Source organism: Paenibacillus sp. LS1 (assembly GCF_026013365.1).
In the GTDB taxonomy this organism is placed as follows: Bacteria; Bacillota; Bacilli; order Paenibacillales; family Paenibacillaceae; genus Paenibacillus.
The window spans coordinates 251,939-268,408 of sequence record NZ_JAPDOE010000006.1; the positions used below are offsets into that span (position 1 = coordinate 251,939).

General features: G+C 48.7%; 14 protein-coding genes. 11 read left to right on the forward strand and 3 right to left on the reverse strand.

The genetic code is table 11. The annotated features are described in order from the left end of the window. Position 1 precedes the first annotated feature (1 nt). The 3 genes from OM416_RS21535 (at position 2) to fni (ending at position 4,030) form a co-directional block, all read left to right on the forward strand. Positions 2-1,150, forward strand: coding sequence for a glycosyltransferase (locus OM416_RS21535; RefSeq protein WP_264932817.1), 1,149 nt, complete (start codon positions 2-4; stop codon positions 1,148-1,150). Beyond that, positions 1,147-2,628 carry a phytoene desaturase family protein gene (locus tag OM416_RS21540; protein ID WP_264932818.1) on the forward strand — a complete coding sequence of 494 codons (1,482 nt, stop codon included), beginning with the start codon at positions 1,147-1,149 and terminating at the stop codon, positions 2,626-2,628. The genes OM416_RS21535 and OM416_RS21540 overlap by 4 nt, the downstream gene beginning before the upstream one ends. 334 nt (positions 2,629-2,962) lie before the next feature. After that, the gene (gene fni / locus OM416_RS21545) at positions 2,963-4,030 is read left to right on the forward strand and encodes a type 2 isopentenyl-diphosphate Delta-isomerase (protein WP_264932819.1); all 1,068 of its coding nucleotides are present in this window, start codon (positions 2,963-2,965) and stop codon (positions 4,028-4,030) included. 150 nt (positions 4,031-4,180) lie between these two features. On the opposite strand, the gene OM416_RS21550 is transcribed toward fni, so the two are convergent. Together OM416_RS21550 and OM416_RS21555 are read right to left on the reverse strand one after the other, a co-directional pair. After that, positions 4,181-4,633, reverse strand: coding sequence for a hypothetical protein (locus tag OM416_RS21550; protein ID WP_264932820.1), 453 nt, complete (start codon positions 4,631-4,633; stop codon positions 4,181-4,183). A gap of 72 nt (positions 4,634-4,705) precedes the next feature. Beyond that, on the reverse strand, positions 4,706-5,140 hold the full coding sequence (locus tag OM416_RS21555; protein ID WP_264932821.1) for a hypothetical protein: 435 nt from the start codon (positions 5,138-5,140) through the stop codon (positions 4,706-4,708). Positions 5,141-5,354: 214 nt separating this feature from the next. On the opposite strand from OM416_RS21555, the gene OM416_RS21560 reads away from it, so the two are divergent. Both OM416_RS21560 and ychF read left to right on the forward strand, forming a co-directional pair. Further along, a complete protein-coding gene (locus OM416_RS21560) occupies positions 5,355-5,825 on the forward strand; it encodes a GNAT family N-acetyltransferase (protein ID WP_264932822.1) in 471 nt (156 codons plus the stop codon). A gap of 192 nt (positions 5,826-6,017) precedes the next feature. Further along, entirely contained in the window at positions 6,018-7,118 is a 1,101-nt protein-coding gene (ychF, locus tag OM416_RS21565) for a redox-regulated ATPase YchF (RefSeq protein ID WP_017691917.1), read from the forward strand. Between the two features lie 140 nt (positions 7,119-7,258). On the opposite strand, the gene OM416_RS21570 is transcribed toward ychF, so the two are convergent. Beyond that, positions 7,259-8,122 carry a carbon-nitrogen hydrolase family protein gene (locus OM416_RS21570; RefSeq protein ID WP_264932823.1) on the reverse strand — a complete coding sequence of 288 codons (864 nt, stop codon included), beginning with the start codon at positions 8,120-8,122 and terminating at the stop codon, positions 7,259-7,261. Positions 8,123-8,630: 508 nt separating this feature from the next. On the opposite strand from OM416_RS21570, the gene prfA reads away from it, so the two are divergent. From prfA to OM416_RS21600, 6 genes are all read left to right on the forward strand, one after another. Beyond that, the gene (gene prfA, locus OM416_RS21575; protein ID WP_076319226.1) at positions 8,631-9,698 is read left to right on the forward strand and encodes a peptide chain release factor 1; all 1,068 of its coding nucleotides are present in this window, start codon (positions 8,631-8,633) and stop codon (positions 9,696-9,698) included. A gap of 24 nt (positions 9,699-9,722) precedes the next feature. Next, complete coding sequence (gene prmC, locus OM416_RS21580; protein ID WP_264932888.1) at positions 9,723-10,607, forward strand: peptide chain release factor N(5)-glutamine methyltransferase; 885 nt, start codon at positions 9,723-9,725, stop codon at positions 10,605-10,607. A gap of 85 nt (positions 10,608-10,692) precedes the next feature. Then, a complete protein-coding gene (locus OM416_RS21585; RefSeq protein WP_062836952.1) occupies positions 10,693-11,913 on the forward strand; it encodes an FtsW/RodA/SpoVE family cell cycle protein in 1,221 nt (406 codons plus the stop codon). Positions 11,914-12,185: 272 nt separating this feature from the next. After that, entirely contained in the window at positions 12,186-13,406 is a 1,221-nt protein-coding gene (locus tag OM416_RS21590; protein ID WP_264932826.1) for an FtsW/RodA/SpoVE family cell cycle protein, read from the forward strand. 921 nt (positions 13,407-14,327) lie between these two features. After that, positions 14,328-14,987 carry a stage II sporulation protein R gene (spoIIR, locus tag OM416_RS21595; protein WP_264932828.1) on the forward strand — a complete coding sequence of 220 codons (660 nt, stop codon included), beginning with the start codon at positions 14,328-14,330 and terminating at the stop codon, positions 14,985-14,987. A gap of 264 nt (positions 14,988-15,251) precedes the next feature. After that, the gene (locus OM416_RS21600; RefSeq protein ID WP_413775815.1) at positions 15,252-16,424 is read left to right on the forward strand and encodes an L-threonylcarbamoyladenylate synthase; all 1,173 of its coding nucleotides are present in this window, start codon (positions 15,252-15,254) and stop codon (positions 16,422-16,424) included. Positions 16,425-16,470: the final 46 nt, after the last annotated feature.

Sequence of the window (16,470 nt, forward strand, 5' to 3'; positions counted from 1 at the left end):
CATGAATGCAACTGAAATCTTCTGGATTGTGCTTACTTGTATATTAGGCATACAGTTGCTGTTCGCTCTATGGAACGTCTCCTGTCTGCCCAAAGTGCGTTCATTCCGAGCAGACCGAATACAACCGCCAGACCTGTTGGTCTCGGTGCTGATTCCAGCCAGAAATGAAAGACTACATATCGAAGGATGTCTGGAAAGTGTGCTCGCAAGCGATACGTCAGGATTCCGGATGGAAGTATTGGTACTGGATGATCGCTCCGAAGATGAGACAGCGGCCATGGTACAAGGGATTGCGGATCGCGATGCACGTGTGCGTCTGTTGCATGGCGTCGATCTTCCCGAGGGCTGGATGGGGAAATCCCATGCGTGTCACAGGCTGGTTCAGGAGGCCGAGGGAGAATGGTTTATGTTTGTGGATGCGGATGTGCGTCTCGAGCCAAGTGCCATTCGTCAGACTCTTGCGGCAGGGTGTGAGCAGAGCGGGGGGCTGGTAACCGGTTTTCCTTATCAAGTAACGAAGACGTGGATGGAGAAGCTTGTCGTGCCGATGATGGTCTTCACCATCATCAGTCATCTGCCCATTTTCATGATACGCAGATCATCCAGTCCGATGTTTGTGGCCGCTACGGGGGCTTTTTTGCTGATTCATCGCTCCAGTTACGAAGCATCCGGCGGTCATGCTGCCATTCAGGCGCATCTGGTGGATGACATGAGTCTTGCCAAAGCGGTCAAGCGTGCGGGTCATCCGGTGATGCTGACAGACGTGCATGACGTAACAAATACCCGCATGTATCAGAACGGGGCAGAAGTATGGAACGGATATAAGAAGAATATGTACGAAGGTATGGGACGCAAAGACGTACTGCTGCTTGGCACGATGCTGATGTATACGCTAATGTATATTGTGCCTCCACTGGGCTTGATTATTGGACTCATAACGGGAAGTTCGATGTCCATTCTGTTTGGATTGATAGGAACTTTATTAGGTATGGCTGTGAAAAGAGTAGCGGATCATGCTGGCGGACAACCGTGGTGGCTGGCCCTTCTGCAACCGGTCAGCATGGCCTGTGTCATTGCCATCGGACTCGCTTCCTGGCAGGCAGGTCGCTCCGGCAAGGGGTACGTATGGAAAGGTAGGCGGTACAGTTGAGAGGTAACGTCATTATTATCGGTGCAGGATTCGGAGGTCTGTCGTGTGCAATAAGACTGGCTTCACAAGGTGTGCAGGTGACCATTCTGGAACGGCAGCAACACGTAGGTGGCAAGCTACAGCAGATTGAGCAGGACGGGTATCATTTTGACCGAGGACCGAGCACGATCACGATGCCATCCACCTTTCGCTCAGTGTTTGATCACGCGGGTGTAGCAATGGAAGACTACGTACAGCTATATGAGTTAGAACCGCGCACGCGTAATATATTCGCAGATGGCACAGTGGTAGATTTGTCAGGTGATCGCGGGTGGATGAAGGAGCAGATCGCGGCGTACAGTCCGGAGGATGCGGCTCGTTATGATGCATTTATGGATGAGTCTGCTGCACTGTATGCGGAAGCCAATCGTCATTTTCTGGGTAAGTTGCTGCTGTCTCCTTCTGACAAATATAATCTTCAGATGTTGCGCAGCCTGCTCCGCGTGCGGCCAACGGTGAAGCTGGATAAGTTACTGCGCTCATATTTCCAACATCCGCATACGCTGGCTATGTTCGGACGGTACGCGACCTATGTGGGATCATCGCCGTATCAATCGCCTTCCATCTTTGCCATGATGGGTCATGTGGAAGCAGAGGTGGGCATCTACGGGGTCAAAGGTGGAACCTATCAGTTAATCGAAGGAATGACTCGTCTGGCACAGGAAAAAGGTGTACAAATCATGACCGGCATAGAGGTCCGGCAGATTGTTGTCCGGAATGGCAAAGTGGCAGGCGTGGATACGGATCAAGGCTTCCGCGAAGCCGATCAGGTGGTTGCCAATGGAGATGTGCTTAGTGTGAACCGACTGCTGCTCGCACCGGAACATCGGAAAGAGATGAGCGACGCTCGCATACGGAAGTATGAGCCATCCATTTCGGGATTTGTGACGCTTGCAGGTGTGCGAAGACAATATGATGCACTGCTGCACCATACAGTCTTTTTTCCGGAGCGGTATGAACCGGAGTTCGACCATATTTTCCGTGACCGTAAAATGCCCGAAGATCCCACGATCTACATCTGTTATTCCGGTTATTCGGAAGCAGGTATGGCCCCGGCGGGAGCCAGTAACCTGTTCATTCTGGTTAATGCCCCCTACTTGTCAGATTCATGGAATTGGGAGCAAGAGACGGAACGTTACGGGGAGTTTGTATTGGAACAGTTGGCAGCGCGGGGAATTACCGGGTTGAACCAATCCGATGTACTGATCCGGTACACGCCGCGAGATATCGAACGGGATACGTTGGCGCATCAAGGATCGATCTACGGCATCTCCTCCAACTCGGTGAAGCAGACCTTCATGCGACCAGGCAACCGAAGCAAAGATGTCCAAGGACTCTGGTACGTCGGCGGAACGACACATCCCGGCGGTGGAACCCCGATTGTGACATTGTCCGGACAGCTTGTTGGTGAGCAATTGGCATCGGAAATTTTGAGATAAGCTCGTTTTGCAGATGATGGAGTGAAAATGTATTTCTTCGAGCCACACCTATGTGCGTTGTCTGTGCTAACCAGAACTTTGAAGATGCGCCGGATGATCCGTGCTGTTGAGTAGGTATGAGATAGTGGTGCTCCGGGATTTAAGTGAGACATTTGGTGTCGGGGCATCCTTTCAATAGATGGTTTGGAACGTTATACTGGATAGAGTTAAACTGCTAGCTGCAATGCTTATAGGAATAATGTTTTTGTCTTTTGCAAAAAGACGTATACATAGAAGTAAGGGACGGGCAGGTTATCCTGTCGATCCGCACGATTCTCACATAGGAGGTCTCATCATGAATGAACAAGAGCGAGCCGGCGAACGGCTGCTTCCCGAAGTGGCTACGGGAGAACGGAAGCTGGAACACGTGCGCCTCTGTCTTGAGGAGAATGTGGCAGGAGAAGGGGTAACCAGCGGCATGGAGCGGTATGCGTTTCGCCATCACCCACTGCCGGAACTGGATTTTGAAGAGGTGCATCTGGAGACTTCGTTTATTGGCAAAAAAGTGCGCACACCCTTGCTCATCAGTTCGATGACGGGTGGAAGCAAAACAACGGGCGCCATCAATGAGCGCCTCGCTCGAGTAGCGAACGCCAGAGGCTGGGCACTCGGTGTAGGTTCGATCCGGGCTGCCGTGGAACAGCCGGAACTGGCGAGTACCTTCGATGTGCGCCGCTGGGCACCGGACATCCCGGTCATTGCCAACCTGGGTGCGGTCCAGCTGAACTATAGCTTCACCACAGCCGACTTCCAGCGTGCCGTAGATATTGCCGGTGCGGACATGCTTGTGCTTCACCTGAACACGTTGCAGGAAGTTTTCCAGCCGGAAGGTAACACCAACTTCAGCGGATTATTTCATCGGATTGAGAACTTGTGTCGTGAGCTAGACGTGCCTGTTGGTGTAAAGGAAGTAGGTTTTGGCATCGATGGTGTTACTGCGAAAGCGTTGTATGAAGCGGGCGTGTCGTTCATCGATGTGGCTGGTGCTGGTGGCACAAGCTGGGTACAGGTGGAGAAGTACCGCAACAATAACCCGGTACGCCGGGCAGCTGCTGAAGCTTTTGCCGACTGGGGCATTCCCACAGCGGAGTGTATTCAGGAAGTACGAGCGTTGAACCCTACTGGTGCTCTGATCGGCAGCGGCGGACTGCACACTGGCGTGGATGCGGCCAAAGCCCTCGCGCTCGGGGCAGATCTCGCTGGTTTCGGTCGATCTCTGCTCGAATCCGCAGTAGCTTCCGATGATGCGCTGAATGAGCGGTTGGAACAGGTTGAATTTGAACTTCGTACCGTGATGTTTGGCATTGGCGCAGGCCGGATCGAGGATTTGCAGCAGACGGAGCGACTGGTGGAACGGCGTTAGGTCGAGGGTGAAAATGAAGATGATATAAGCTTAATTGGGGCTCTTTAATTATATATTTTGAGTCTACTCATATTGCTTCCTATATAATCTGCAACAAAAATAGTGTAGAGGCTACTTCATTAATAAATAGCCTCTACACTATTTATTATATTAAAATTGTCGGACACTTATATTCATATCCATTTTATGACCTGTTGAACTATAGATATAAATTTTGACGTTTGTTGTTCCTATGACACCTATTCTTGTTGTTTTTTGAGTCCCTTTCTTGATTGGAATGTCAATTGGGGAGAGACTGCCCACGGTAATTTTGGCATAAACAGTATCCGTACTAGTATTGTTAATCCAAAGATTAGCAGTCTCTCCATTGTCAGGATCCAATGTGAAGGATTTTTCGTATGCATTGTAACTGCTGTAATTAAATGGTCTGATAAGCTGTATTTCCATTGGAGTAATATTCGGATCCTCAGTGTTCTCCACAGTGATTGGAGAGGTGGTAAGAGCATCTTGCACTCTATCCTCTAATTCAATAGCACTAGCTGGATGTGTAGAAAGTAATATAGATAGAGCTAACCCTGCACCTAAAATTACGTTGAATATCAATCTGATTTCCTCCTCTATGCTAGTAGTATGTAAAAATGTTTCAGTAATTCACATAATGGTATTTCTAAATTATTACATACATTCATCTTTCACGGTGACATTCTCATTGGTTACAGTAACGTAGGATTTGCCGGACAAGTATTCGGTATAACCGCAAACTGTTTTGTTATAGGTTTTTCCACGACTGTCCGTGAACGCCAAGGAGACGACCCCCTCCCCGGAAAGTTTCAGCTGCGGGGCGAATTTCACTTTTACTCCGCTGGGAATATCCTTATCAAATACGTAGGTGGAGCCACTCTCATTGTTGTTTAACGAGTTGTCGCCTTGGACTAGGCTAGCCTGAATATGGGTGAGGTCATAGTCGGATTGATTGTGGATTGTGATCCTTAAGTGGCGAAATGGATCCATTGCATTCAGAAAGCTCATAAAAGCGACGATGGCGATTCCGAGTATGATAGCAGACAAGATAATCATTTTCTTTTTGGAGAATCGGCGACGTGTGTTCAATATGATCCACTCCCTTCCTTCATGAGGTATAAACGATGGGAAGAGATCAAAAGTTATAAATAAAATGGATAAATATGAAATTGAAGCTCGAATCGTCAAAATAACTTCATGCGCTAAGCGGGAGAACAGGATACAATAAGATACTAGTAGTGCAAAAAGGATTGCACAGAGATCATACATAATGAAGATCACTCGAAATAAGGAGGGGAAAAAGTTGAAACTTTCTCCAATGAATCAGGAAGATTATGCGAGTTTTCGTGTTCGCTCAATTAAGGATTTTGCAGAAGAAAAAGTAGAAGCAGGTACCTGGGCGGAGGAAGAGGCGCAGCAACTGGCGGAGGAATCTTATGAACGTTATCTGCCAGAAGGCTTGAACACACCCGGAGCGTATCTCTACAATTTGGTGCATCCTGTGGATGGGAATGTGGGGTATATCTGGTTTAACATCACGGATAATCGCCGTGGAAAAGATGCTTTTTTGCTGGATATTGTGGTTGAAGAAGCACACCGTGGTAAGGGATACGGAACAGAGACCATGCAGGCGCTTGAACAGACGGCCTTGAGTCTTGGCGTGGATCGCATTGGTTTGCATGTGTTTGGACATAATGTGCGGGCGAGCAGCCTGTATCGCAAGATGGGATATGAGGTAACGGATCTGACGATGTATAAGGAAATTAAAGGATAAACCTAATAGCGGATAATCTAGGCCGAACTTAAGATCTGTGCAAAACGAATTATCCGCAGTAACCGGGGATTTCGGGAAGCGGATGGGACTCTGGTCGAATTGGCGAAGTTCCTTGATGCCTTGAGGTTTGTCATATATAATGTATAGGATTATCCATACCGAACAAGTAATCAATGAGGAGTTGTCATATACATGGCTTTGAAAGCAGGAATTGTAGGGCTTCCGAACGTCGGAAAATCTACGTTGTTTAACGCAATTACACAAGCAGGTGCCGAATCGGCAAACTATCCGTTCTGTACGATTGACCCTAACGTGGGGATCGTTGAAGTACCCGATGAGCGTTTGGACAAACTGACAGAACTCGTTGTACCTAAGAAAACAGTACCAACGGCGTTTGAGTTTGTAGATATCGCTGGTCTTGTTCGCGGTGCGAGCAAAGGCGAAGGTCTGGGTAACAAGTTCCTTGCCCACATTCGTGAAGTAGATGCAATCGTACACGTGGTACGTTGCTTTGTAGATGAGAACATCACACACGTTGATGGTAAAATTGACCCGGTGAGCGACATCCAGACGATCAATCTGGAGCTGATCCTGGCCGATATCGAGAGTGTTGAGAAGAAAATCGATCGCTCCAAGAAAAACATGAAGGGCGGCAACAAGACTGCCTCTCAAGAAGTAGAAGTATTGGAGAGAGTGAAGGCTGTTCTGTACGATGACAAGCCGGCACGCAGCATGGAACTTACGGATGACGAGCTTCTGATCGTGCGCGATCTGCATTTGCTTACCCTGAAGCCTGTTCTGTACGCAGCCAATGTAGCTGAGGACGAAATCGGCGACGTGGCGAACAATGCTTACGTGCAAAAAGTAAGAGAATTTGCAGCTGCTGAAAACGCAGAAGTGGTGCCGATCAGTGCGAAGGTTGAAGAAGAGATCTCTGAGCTGGAAGGCGAAGATAAACAAATGTTCCTGGAAGAACTCGGTATCGAGGATTCCGGTCTGAACCTGTTGATCAAAGCGGCTTACAAATTGCTCGGTCTTTACACATACTTCACAGCAGGCGTACAGGAAGTTCGTGCGTGGACAATCCGTAAGGGTACTAAAGCACCAGGCGCAGCGGGTGTCATTCACACCGACTTCGAACGCGGATTCATCCGTGCAGAAGTTGTTTCCTACGACGATCTGGTTGCAGCGGGTTCCATGAACGGTGCCAAAGAGCGCGGACAACTTCGTCTTGAAGGTAAAGAGTACGTTGTAAATGACGGCGACGTTATGCACTTCCGTTTCAACGTATAAGTTGTTACACCTTGATATGTAGATTCAATAACCAAAACCCTACGATCTTCTCGTGAAGATTGTAGGGTTTTTAGTATCGATGTATGAGGCCACTTCAATCGTAATGTACTTATGTACTCTTCAGTTCATATGAGGTTTGCTTAGTTACCAACAATAGTCTTGAAAGAATAGTGTTCTTTATTTATATCAAACGAATCCGCAAGCATTCTTTCGCCATTTCTAGCTTGATTAAGAAGATCGGGGTCTAATTCAGCTATGAGCAACTCAACGTTGTCTTGCGAGGCATCAATTATATTATCACCTAGAGGGTTCCATACACCGCTATGTCCACATGTATCCCAGATTCCGGTTGTTCCAACGTGATTACACATCGCTGTGAATATCGTATTATCCAGAGCGCGCGCAGGAAACCATACTCGTGACTCTTTGTACCCCATTCCTTTACTAAAAAGAGAGCTACCCATATATAAATGACAGCCATTCTGTGCTAAAAGACGAGAATGTTCAGGGAAACCTGCGTCATAACAGATGGCCATCCCAATGTTCCAGCCCTTTAATTTGATGATGACCTGCTCATTATTGGTTGAAAATATTTCCTTCTCCGTTTGAAACAAATGAGACTTGTCATAAACGCCTACTTCATGTCCGTTGGAATCTATTATAATTGAAGAGGTGAACACATCCTCGCCTCTTCTTACAGGCGTTCCGATGATTGACCAAATGCCGTACTTTTGACATGCTTGACGCAACTTTGCAATCCTCGCATCATTAATGGAGAGCGTATATTCAGTTAAATTGGATTCTACGATTTCTGGCACATACCCTGTAAGATATTTTTCTGGAAACATAATAATATCGGCATGCTCTTTTCCAGCTTCTTCAATCATCTCATAAGCCCTGTTAACGTTCTCTTCAATATTTCCGTCGATCGAAGAACACTGTGCCAAAGCAATCTTTAATTTTTCTGTTGGAAAAACAGCTGGGGTTAAGTTCATATCATCCATTCCCTCCTAAAATATCAGAACCTTGAATTATAGAGTCCATTGTATATATTTTACAACATTAGAAAGAAACTTGAATGATCTATTTGTTACAATCATTTCAGGTAAGCTAATCCATGAGCAGGATGGCAACGAGTGAAGGGTGATAAATTTGTATTATAAAAATTAGTTCATCCGCCTGCGGAACAGTTACTATTCAGAACCATAAGAATATGCTATAATTAAGAGTCGTATACCACGTTGGATTTCGCGCTCGAACGGATGAGTTGAAGCGGGCTTCACACAGGGTACACGATTTCTTGATATCACTTTAAAAGTAAAGGATTTGATGACGTTGTAGCGATGTTATACGTCGATCATACATGAATGTGAATACATGCTGCGGTCAGGGGATTCGGTGAGAATCCTGTGCGTTGTGGAATATAGATTATAGATGTTATGAATAATGAAACCGAAATAATTATTGAAAACGATATTTGCATGGACAAAATAATGCGTGAGGTGACTATACATGTTGGATAAATTACAGGCGTTAGCCGACCGTTATGACAAGTTGAGTGAGTTGCTGTGTGACCCGGATGTAGCAAGTGACAACAAAAAGCTGCGGGAATATTCCAAAGAACAATCGGATCTGCAACCGACTTATGAAGCGTACAATGAGTACAAACAGGTAAGTGAAGATCTGGATGCTGCCAAGGAAATGCAGGGCGAAAAACTGGATGATGAGATGCGCGAAATGGTCAAAATGGAAATTGACGAACTGAGCACTCGCCAGAAAGAACTGGACGAATTGATTCGTGTGCTTATGCTGCCAAAAGATCCGAATGACGACAAAAACGTTATTGTGGAGATTCGCGGAGCAGCTGGTGGAGATGAAGCAGCGTTGTTTGCAGCAGATCTGTATCGGATGTACACACGTTATGCAGATGCACAAGGCTGGCGTGTAGAGCTGATGGACGTTAACACGAATGATCTCGGTGGATTCAAAGAGGTTGTTTTCCTGATCAACGGACGCGGCGCTTACAGCAAAATGAAATACGAAAGCGGCGCACACCGTGTGCAACGTATTCCAACAACTGAGTCTGGCGGACGTATTCATACGTCAACTTCAACGGTTGCGGTTATGCCTGAAGCCGAAGATTTTGATATCGAAATTCATGATAAAGACATCCGTGTTGATACGTTCTGTTCCAGTGGTGCCGGTGGACAATCGGTTAATACCACGAAATCCGCAGTACGGGTAACGCACGTTCCAACGGGAATCGTTGCGACATGTCAGGATGGAAAATCACAGAACTCCAACAAGGAAAAAGCGTTGCAGGTTCTGCGTACACGTATCTTCGATATGAAACGTATGGAAGAGGAAGCGAAGATTTCCGTTGAGCGGAAGAGCAAAGTGGGAACGGGCGACCGCAGTGAGCGGATTCGTACGTACAACTTCCCGCAAAGCCGTGTGACGGATCACCGTATCGGTCTGACGATGCACAAGCTGGATCAGATCATGAACGGGGAGATTGAAGATATCTTGTCTGCACTGACAATTGCTCAGCAGACCGAGTTGATGGATAGAGGAGAATAATCTGTGACCCGCGCGCAGTTTGTCATGACGCCGGAACAGAGCTGTCGGGAAGCCTTCGTGGAGGCTTCCTCTTTTTTGGAGAAGTGCGGCGTGTACGAGCCGCAAAACAATGCTCGGCTGCTGCTGGAACATGTACTCGGCGTCTATGGCGCCGCGTACTACATGATGCAGCCGGAGCCTTTTCCCAGCGAGCATCGCAGCCGCTGGGAGGACGCCGTCACGCGCAAGGCTGCGGGTGAGCCGGCGCAATACATTATCGGCAGCCAGGAATTCTATGGGCTGCCGTTCGAGGTCACGCCGGCCGTGCTAATTCCGCGGCCGGAGACGGAGCTGTTGGTCGAGGCTGTGCTGCGCGAAGCCGACCGCGTGTTTCCTGACGGCGCTCCGCTCGCCGTCGATATTGGCACGGGCAGTGGTGCCATCGCGGTGACGATGGCTTCACTGCGCCCGCGCTGGCAGGTAGGCGCCGGGGATCTCTCGGCGGCTGCCCTGCAAGTGGCCGCGCGGAACGGGGCCGCGAACGGCGTACAGATCGACTTCCGTGAAGGCGATCTGCTGGCCCCGTTCGCCGGGGCTCGGGTGGACATCCTGGTGTCCAACCCGCCATACATCCCGGCGGCGGATATCGCCGGGTTGCAGCAAGAGGTGCGCGATCATGAGCCGCGTATGGCACTGGATGGCGGTCCGGACGGGCTTTCACCGTACCGTATCATGCTGGAGCAACTGTCGCTGCTGCCTGCGCCGCCGCAGATCATTGGTTTTGAGCTGGGTCAGGGGCAGGCTCGCGACATCGCAGCTTTGCTTGAATCAGCGGGACATTGGCCGGAAATAATCATTGTACCGGACCTTGCCGGAATCGAGCGGCATGTCCTGGGTGTTCGTACTTCGGAACAGGTGACGAAAATGTAAGGTTCCGCGGGTTTTCTTTTTGCCGTGAAATCCTCTACAATGAGATATACCGAAGATTTCTGAATGCTTGGGGGAACATAATTACATGCTGCACAAATTTAAAAAGATAGACTATTCTATTGTCTTTATACTCGTTATTCTGATGGGTATCAGTATTTTGTCGATTTACAGTACAACGTTTGGTCGTCCGAAGCTAGAGGGACTCCCGAAAAGCGCAGTGATCTTTTATATTTTGGGCTTCGTAGTCTTTTTTGGGATGTCGATGATCAACTATAAATTCATAATTAAAAATTATTTATATATCTATGGCGTGGGTATGCTCCTGCTCATATTCGTTATGTTCTTTGGTAAGGAGTATTACGGTGCAAAAGGTTGGCTGTCCATCTTCGGGGTCAGTTTGCAGCCTGCTGAATTGTTCAAGTTATGCCTGATTGTGTTTTTATCGGCCTTTTTGGCCCGAAAGAAGAATCGTCCGCTCTATTTCGGACGTGATGTTATTCCGATCTCACTCTGTGTTCTGCCGCCGTTACTACTCGTATTACTTCAAAATGACTTGGGAAATGCGTTAAGCTATGTAGTCATACTTGTGGGCCTACTATGGATCGGTAACATTAAATTTACGCATGCCCTCATTGGCTTTATGATCGCAGTGGCTGCTTTTATCGGTGGTACACAGGCGTATATTCATTACCATGATGAGATTGTTAAATTTCTGAATGACATTGGACGTTCGCACTGGGCGGATCGTTTTGACCCCTGGCTTGTACCAGAGCTGACCTCAAGAGATGTGCTCTGGCAGACGTATAATGCGAAGCTTGCGATTGGTTCTGGCGGTATCACGGGCAAAGGGTATATGGAAGGCACGACGATTCAGTCGAATCGGGTGCCACTGGCCTATGCTGACTCCATCTTCGTACAGATTGGGGAGGAATTCGGCTTCATCGGTGCCTCGGTATTGCTTCTCCTGTACTTTATCCTGATTCACAGGCTGGTGCTGATTGCACTGGAGTGTAAGGATCGCGCGGGGCCTTATCTAATTGTAGGTATTATAGCGATGCTGCTTTACCAAATCTTTGTCAATATTGGTCCGTTCATTGGTCTGATGCCATTGACAGGGATTACGTTGCCGTTTATAAGTTCCGGTGGTACCTCAATCATGATCAACATGATCAGTATGGGGATTGTGATGAGTATCAAGGTTCACACGGAAGAGAACGAGGATATTCTCGGCTCTGCGGAACAACCGAGTATTACCGATTTGGTGATGAAATTGCTAAGACGCAAGCCATCCCAGCAGGAGCAATAATGCTATCGGATCAAACCGTGGAATAGCGCGTAAAATATTTGCATATGAGTCCGTTAACTATAGAACCCTGGAACAGATCAGCCCAAGTCACATGGGGATGGATGTTCTAGGGTTTTTATTGGTTTTACGGTGTAATTCAAGTCCATTGAATAGTTCAATTTTTAAACTGAAGCGATCCAGATTTCCATTTTATTATCCAATTATATACAATGGTAATATTGAGTTTAATTGGAAATGATAGAATGCTAGAATTCAGGGGGCTGGACGGAGTCATGTTGAGAATGCTGAAAAAGATGGATGGTGTGATTCTTTTTGTAATGCTGTTGCTCATGATTATAAGTATATTTGCGATTTACAGCGGGACTCAGACAGATGCCAACCTGGCGAATCATCATGTCAAAACGCTGTACTTCTATGTGGCCGGGTTCATTGCAGTGCTCGTCATGGGGCTTGTGAATTATAAGTTATACGTGAAATATGCGTTCTATTTGTATGGCTTGGGGATCATATTGTTGATCCTGGCCAATGTACTAGGCAGTTCGATCAATAATGCCAACGGCTGGCTGAAGCTGGGCGACAATTTTTCTTTTCAACCGGCAGAGCTGTTCAAGATGATTCTGATTCTGTTTCTCGCTCATTTGATCGTGAAGAGACAACGAGGTACGCTGGAGTTCTGGAAAGACATTGTGCCGATTGGCTGCTGGGCGTTTATTCCGTTTGCCCTGGTTATGGCTCAGAATGACTTGGGTAATGCGCTGGGATATGTGGTTATTCTGGCTGCAGTGTTATGGATCGGGAATATGAGACTGAAGCACGCATTGATTGCGCTGGCGATTGTGGGAGTGGCGTTCTTTGGCTTTGTTAAGGCTTACACCTTCTATCATGATGAAGTATTCACTTTTCTTGAAAAGATAAAACGTGAGCATTGGGCGGAACGGATTGACCCGTGGCTTGTACCGGAAAAGGCTACTTCCAAGGCTTCTTGGCATACGAAGAATGCAGGTTTAGCCATTGGTTCAGGGGGCATCATCGGCAAGGGTTATTTGCAAGGAACATCCGTTCAAAGTGGACGAGTCCCCTATACGTATTCGGATTCCATTTTTGTCGTGATTGCAGAGGAATTTGGGTTTGTTGGTGCATCCATACTGATTCTGTTGTACTTTATTCTGATCCACCGCATGGTGCTGATTGCTCTGAGATGCAGAGATCGCGCGGGACCCGTCATCATTGTAGGCATTATCGGGATGCTATTGTATCAGGTGTTCGAGAATGTGGGTGCGTTCCTCGGGCTGATGCCGCTCACAGGCATTACGTTGCCGTTCATCAGTTACGGGGGAACCTCTTTGCTTATTAATATGGCTTGTATTGGTGTAGTCATGAGTATTAAGTTGTACGGGCAAGAAGAGGAGGATGAACTTCTGATGGGGGAGCAGCAACCCCGGTTATCGGAACGTTTATGGAATATGCTCAAGAAAGAGAAAAGTGCGGTGTAACTGTTGAGTTGGTGTAGGTGAAAAGTAAAGCGGCGGGACGTATAGCGTAATCGTTCGTAGGAATGAAGAGGTTGATTTGCCCTGTAACCTGGTGCGGATCAGCCTTTTTAATATGTCTGGTGAGAAAGTGTTAATTATAGATGAGAGAGGCAATGCATAGGTGTCTTCGAGCCTGCTGTAAGCAGAGGCGTAGCTGTAAGAGCCGGGAACAGAGTGTCGGCATGGTGCGGAGCTTCAGGTGCCAGCTGTGAGGGGGTTAGGAGTTAAGAGTTAGAAGCTAACGAACCTGACGCATCTTATTCAGGGATTTGAAGTGCCTGGAGAAAACTAAGGAATCTGAGACACGTTATATCAGCATAAATAGTCTTTTGTAGCGTGTTGATTAGATGATTTTGGGAAATAACGTGCATCATGTTCCTTACAATTTCAAAAGAAGACCTAAAGGGCAAATAGGACGTCCTCGGTTCCTTAGAACATCGACTGGTCATTCGCGAGAGTCATTCGCCTAGGGTCAAGCCAGTACAGTCTTCCGGACTTTTTTGAAGCTGATATTTATCATCGTATAACTTGCCTGGGTTTAAACACACATTCTAGTAGTACGTGTTCAAATAGTTGGGTTTTCAGTACCGAGAAGATGGGATGAAGCTAGAAATGGAGTAGTGGAACGTAGGATAAACTACGTGAGCAATCAAAATGGTTCATTGGTAAACATACTCCTTAAGTCTCCCGCTTATTTCCGCTGAATTTGATATTCGACGTTGATGATGCAGCTGGGCATCCTTCGTAATCAAAGCGGACTTTTTGAACAACTTCTAGTAGATTTATTACAAATGCTAGGTTTACTTCCGTCTCTACCGGGCATACTGATAGACATGAGAGAGTTGCAGGCAACGTGATCAGAGAGCCGAGGGGGAGAACGGAATGAACAGACGAATCGTAAAGCAAATTGGACTTATTGTTGTATGTCTTATGATGATTATCATGATGTGGGAAGGTCAGAAAACGGATGCAGCTGTGGCGGCCACAGCGATTCCGGAACAATCGATTCGCTTGCGTATTCTAGCAAACTCGGATGCACCGGGAGATCAATTGGTGAAACGCGAGATTCGGGATGCTGTCGTTGCTCAGATGGGCGAGTGGGTAGCTGAGCTGGAGAATCCGCAAAGTCTGGAAGAAGCACGCAAGGTCATTCGTGAACATCTGTCCGAGATTGAGGATCGGGTGGGAGAAGAGCTGACGAGTCGTGGCTTGCATTATGCATATCAGGTGGAGCTGGGATCTGTTCCATTCCCGACCAAACTATATGGTGGCACCGTGTATCCTGCCGGAGATTATGAAGCAGTTCGGATCACGTTGGGCGAAGGCGAAGGTCAGAACTGGTGGTGTGTGTTGTTCCCGCCGCTGTGCTTCATTGATGCAGGGACTGGGGATGCCCTGGCGAAACCTTCAACGGTATCGGCTGCAGCAGCTGAATCTGGAGATGCAGAGGCAACCGTACAGGGCGATACACCGGAGGCGAGATTCTTTCTGTGGGATATGGCTGTGAAACTGTGGAGTTGGGTGACTGGTTTATTCGCATAACAACGAACTTATACTATAGATAAGGGCGACTTCGATTCATGAAGCTGCCCTTTTGATATGAAATGGTGGAGAAGTTACATTGAGACTCATGCGTGGAGTGAAGTGTGAAGGGCATCCGAGTTGGGACAGGTATGTTATAATTACTTATAGTGAATATGGATATGAACTAACCTACTTGAAACTTAGGAATGATGATATATGAGCAGAGAAAACGAACCTGTGCAACACACCTCTGAGTTGAGGAATATTAGAGAAGATCGCGAGATGAAAACTCCGGGAGAGCTGGTCACCAAGATATGGGATGTATGTGTTTTGTTGGCCGCAGAGAATGATCAGGGATTGGGTGATGTTGAATTGTTGGCTGTGAAAAAGGGGAGCGCCGATCAACAGGCGCTCGCCGACTTGCAGGCTGCCGCAGCCTGCATTCGTCAAGGTGAGACGGTAGCCTTCCCGACCGAGACGGTCTATGGCTTGGGTGCTGATGCGCGTAGCACGGCAGCCGTGGAGGCTGTATTTGTCGCCAAAGGCCGACCTTCTGACAATCCACTGATTGTGCATATCGCGCACCGTGACCAGTTGGATGCTCTGGTCACGGAAGTGAACGAAACAGCGGAAGCGCTGATGGCGGCCTTCTGGCCGGGACCACTGACGCTTGTCCTGCCGGTCAGGCCGGGGGCGGTGTCCCCGCGTGTCACCGCCGGTCTGGACACGGTGGCCGTGCGCATGCCGGACCATCCGGTGGCCTTGCAGTTGATCGCGGCTGCGGCGTGCCCTGTGGCTGCCCCAAGCGCCAACCGCTCCGGGCGGCCAAGCCCGACACTCGCAGCCCATGTGCGCGAGGATCTGGATGGCCGCATCGGCGGCATCGTGGACGGCGGCCCCACCGGGGTGGGCGTCGAGTCCACGGTTGTGCAGGTCGGTGACGACGGTACCGTCACCATCCTGCGCCCTGGCGGCATTACGGCGGAACAGCTGTCCGCCGTTGCCGCCCGTGTCGCCACGGACCCCGCGCTACTCGCGGAGGGGTCCGATGGCGTGGGCAGCCCGGCGCCGCGCTCGCCGGGCATGAAGTACACGCACTACGCACCCGCAGGGGCGCTGTGCGTGGTGGAGGGGCCGCCCGCAGCGGTGGCGGCCTGGATCAGCGCCGCCCTCGCAGAGGCGGCGCAGCGCGGAGAGCGCACCGCGGTGCTGGCATTCGCCGAGCACGCGGAGCAGTACCGCGCCGATGCCGTGTTCTCGCTGGGCGACGCCAGCGAGCTGGAAGAAGCAGCGCGCCGGCTATACGCCGCGCTGCGCAGCTGCGATGAGCAGGGCGCCACATATATTGTGGCTGAAGCCTGCTCACGCGAAGGGCTGGGAGCAGCCGTCATGAATCGGCTGCTCAAGGCTGCGGGGAACCAACTCATACAAGTTGGCAACCAGCGACCCTCCTAACCTCTCCTGATCATACAGTCAGGAGAGCACTCAACTTTTTTTAAAA

Excerpts from the sequence above, each read along its gene's own strand:
- prmC (WP_264932888.1), top strand. The coding sequence starts at position 9,723 with ATGACGCCGGAACAGAGCTGTCGGGAAGCCTTCGTGGAGGCTTCCTCT.
- OM416_RS21535 (WP_264932817.1), top strand. The coding sequence starts at position 2 with ATGAATGCAACTGAAATCTTCTGGATTGTGCTTACTTGTATATTAGGC.
- spoIIR (WP_264932828.1), top strand. The coding sequence starts at position 14,328 with ATGAACAGACGAATCGTAAAGCAAATTGGACTTATTGTTGTATGTCTT.
- ychF (WP_017691917.1), top strand. The coding sequence starts at position 6,018 with ATGGCTTTGAAAGCAGGAATTGTAGGGCTTCCGAACGTCGGAAAATCT.
- OM416_RS21600 (WP_413775815.1), top strand. The coding sequence starts at position 15,252 with ATGAAAACTCCGGGAGAGCTGGTCACCAAGATATGGGATGTATGTGTT.
- OM416_RS21590 (WP_264932826.1), top strand. The coding sequence starts at position 12,186 with ATGTTGAGAATGCTGAAAAAGATGGATGGTGTGATTCTTTTTGTAATG.
- OM416_RS21585 (WP_062836952.1), top strand. The coding sequence starts at position 10,693 with ATGCTGCACAAATTTAAAAAGATAGACTATTCTATTGTCTTTATACTC.
- OM416_RS21570 (WP_264932823.1), bottom strand. The coding sequence starts at position 8,122 with ATGGATGATATGAACTTAACCCCAGCTGTTTTTCCAACAGAAAAATTA.
- fni (WP_264932819.1), top strand. The coding sequence starts at position 2,963 with ATGAATGAACAAGAGCGAGCCGGCGAACGGCTGCTTCCCGAAGTGGCT.
- prfA (WP_076319226.1), top strand. The coding sequence starts at position 8,631 with ATGTTGGATAAATTACAGGCGTTAGCCGACCGTTATGACAAGTTGAGT.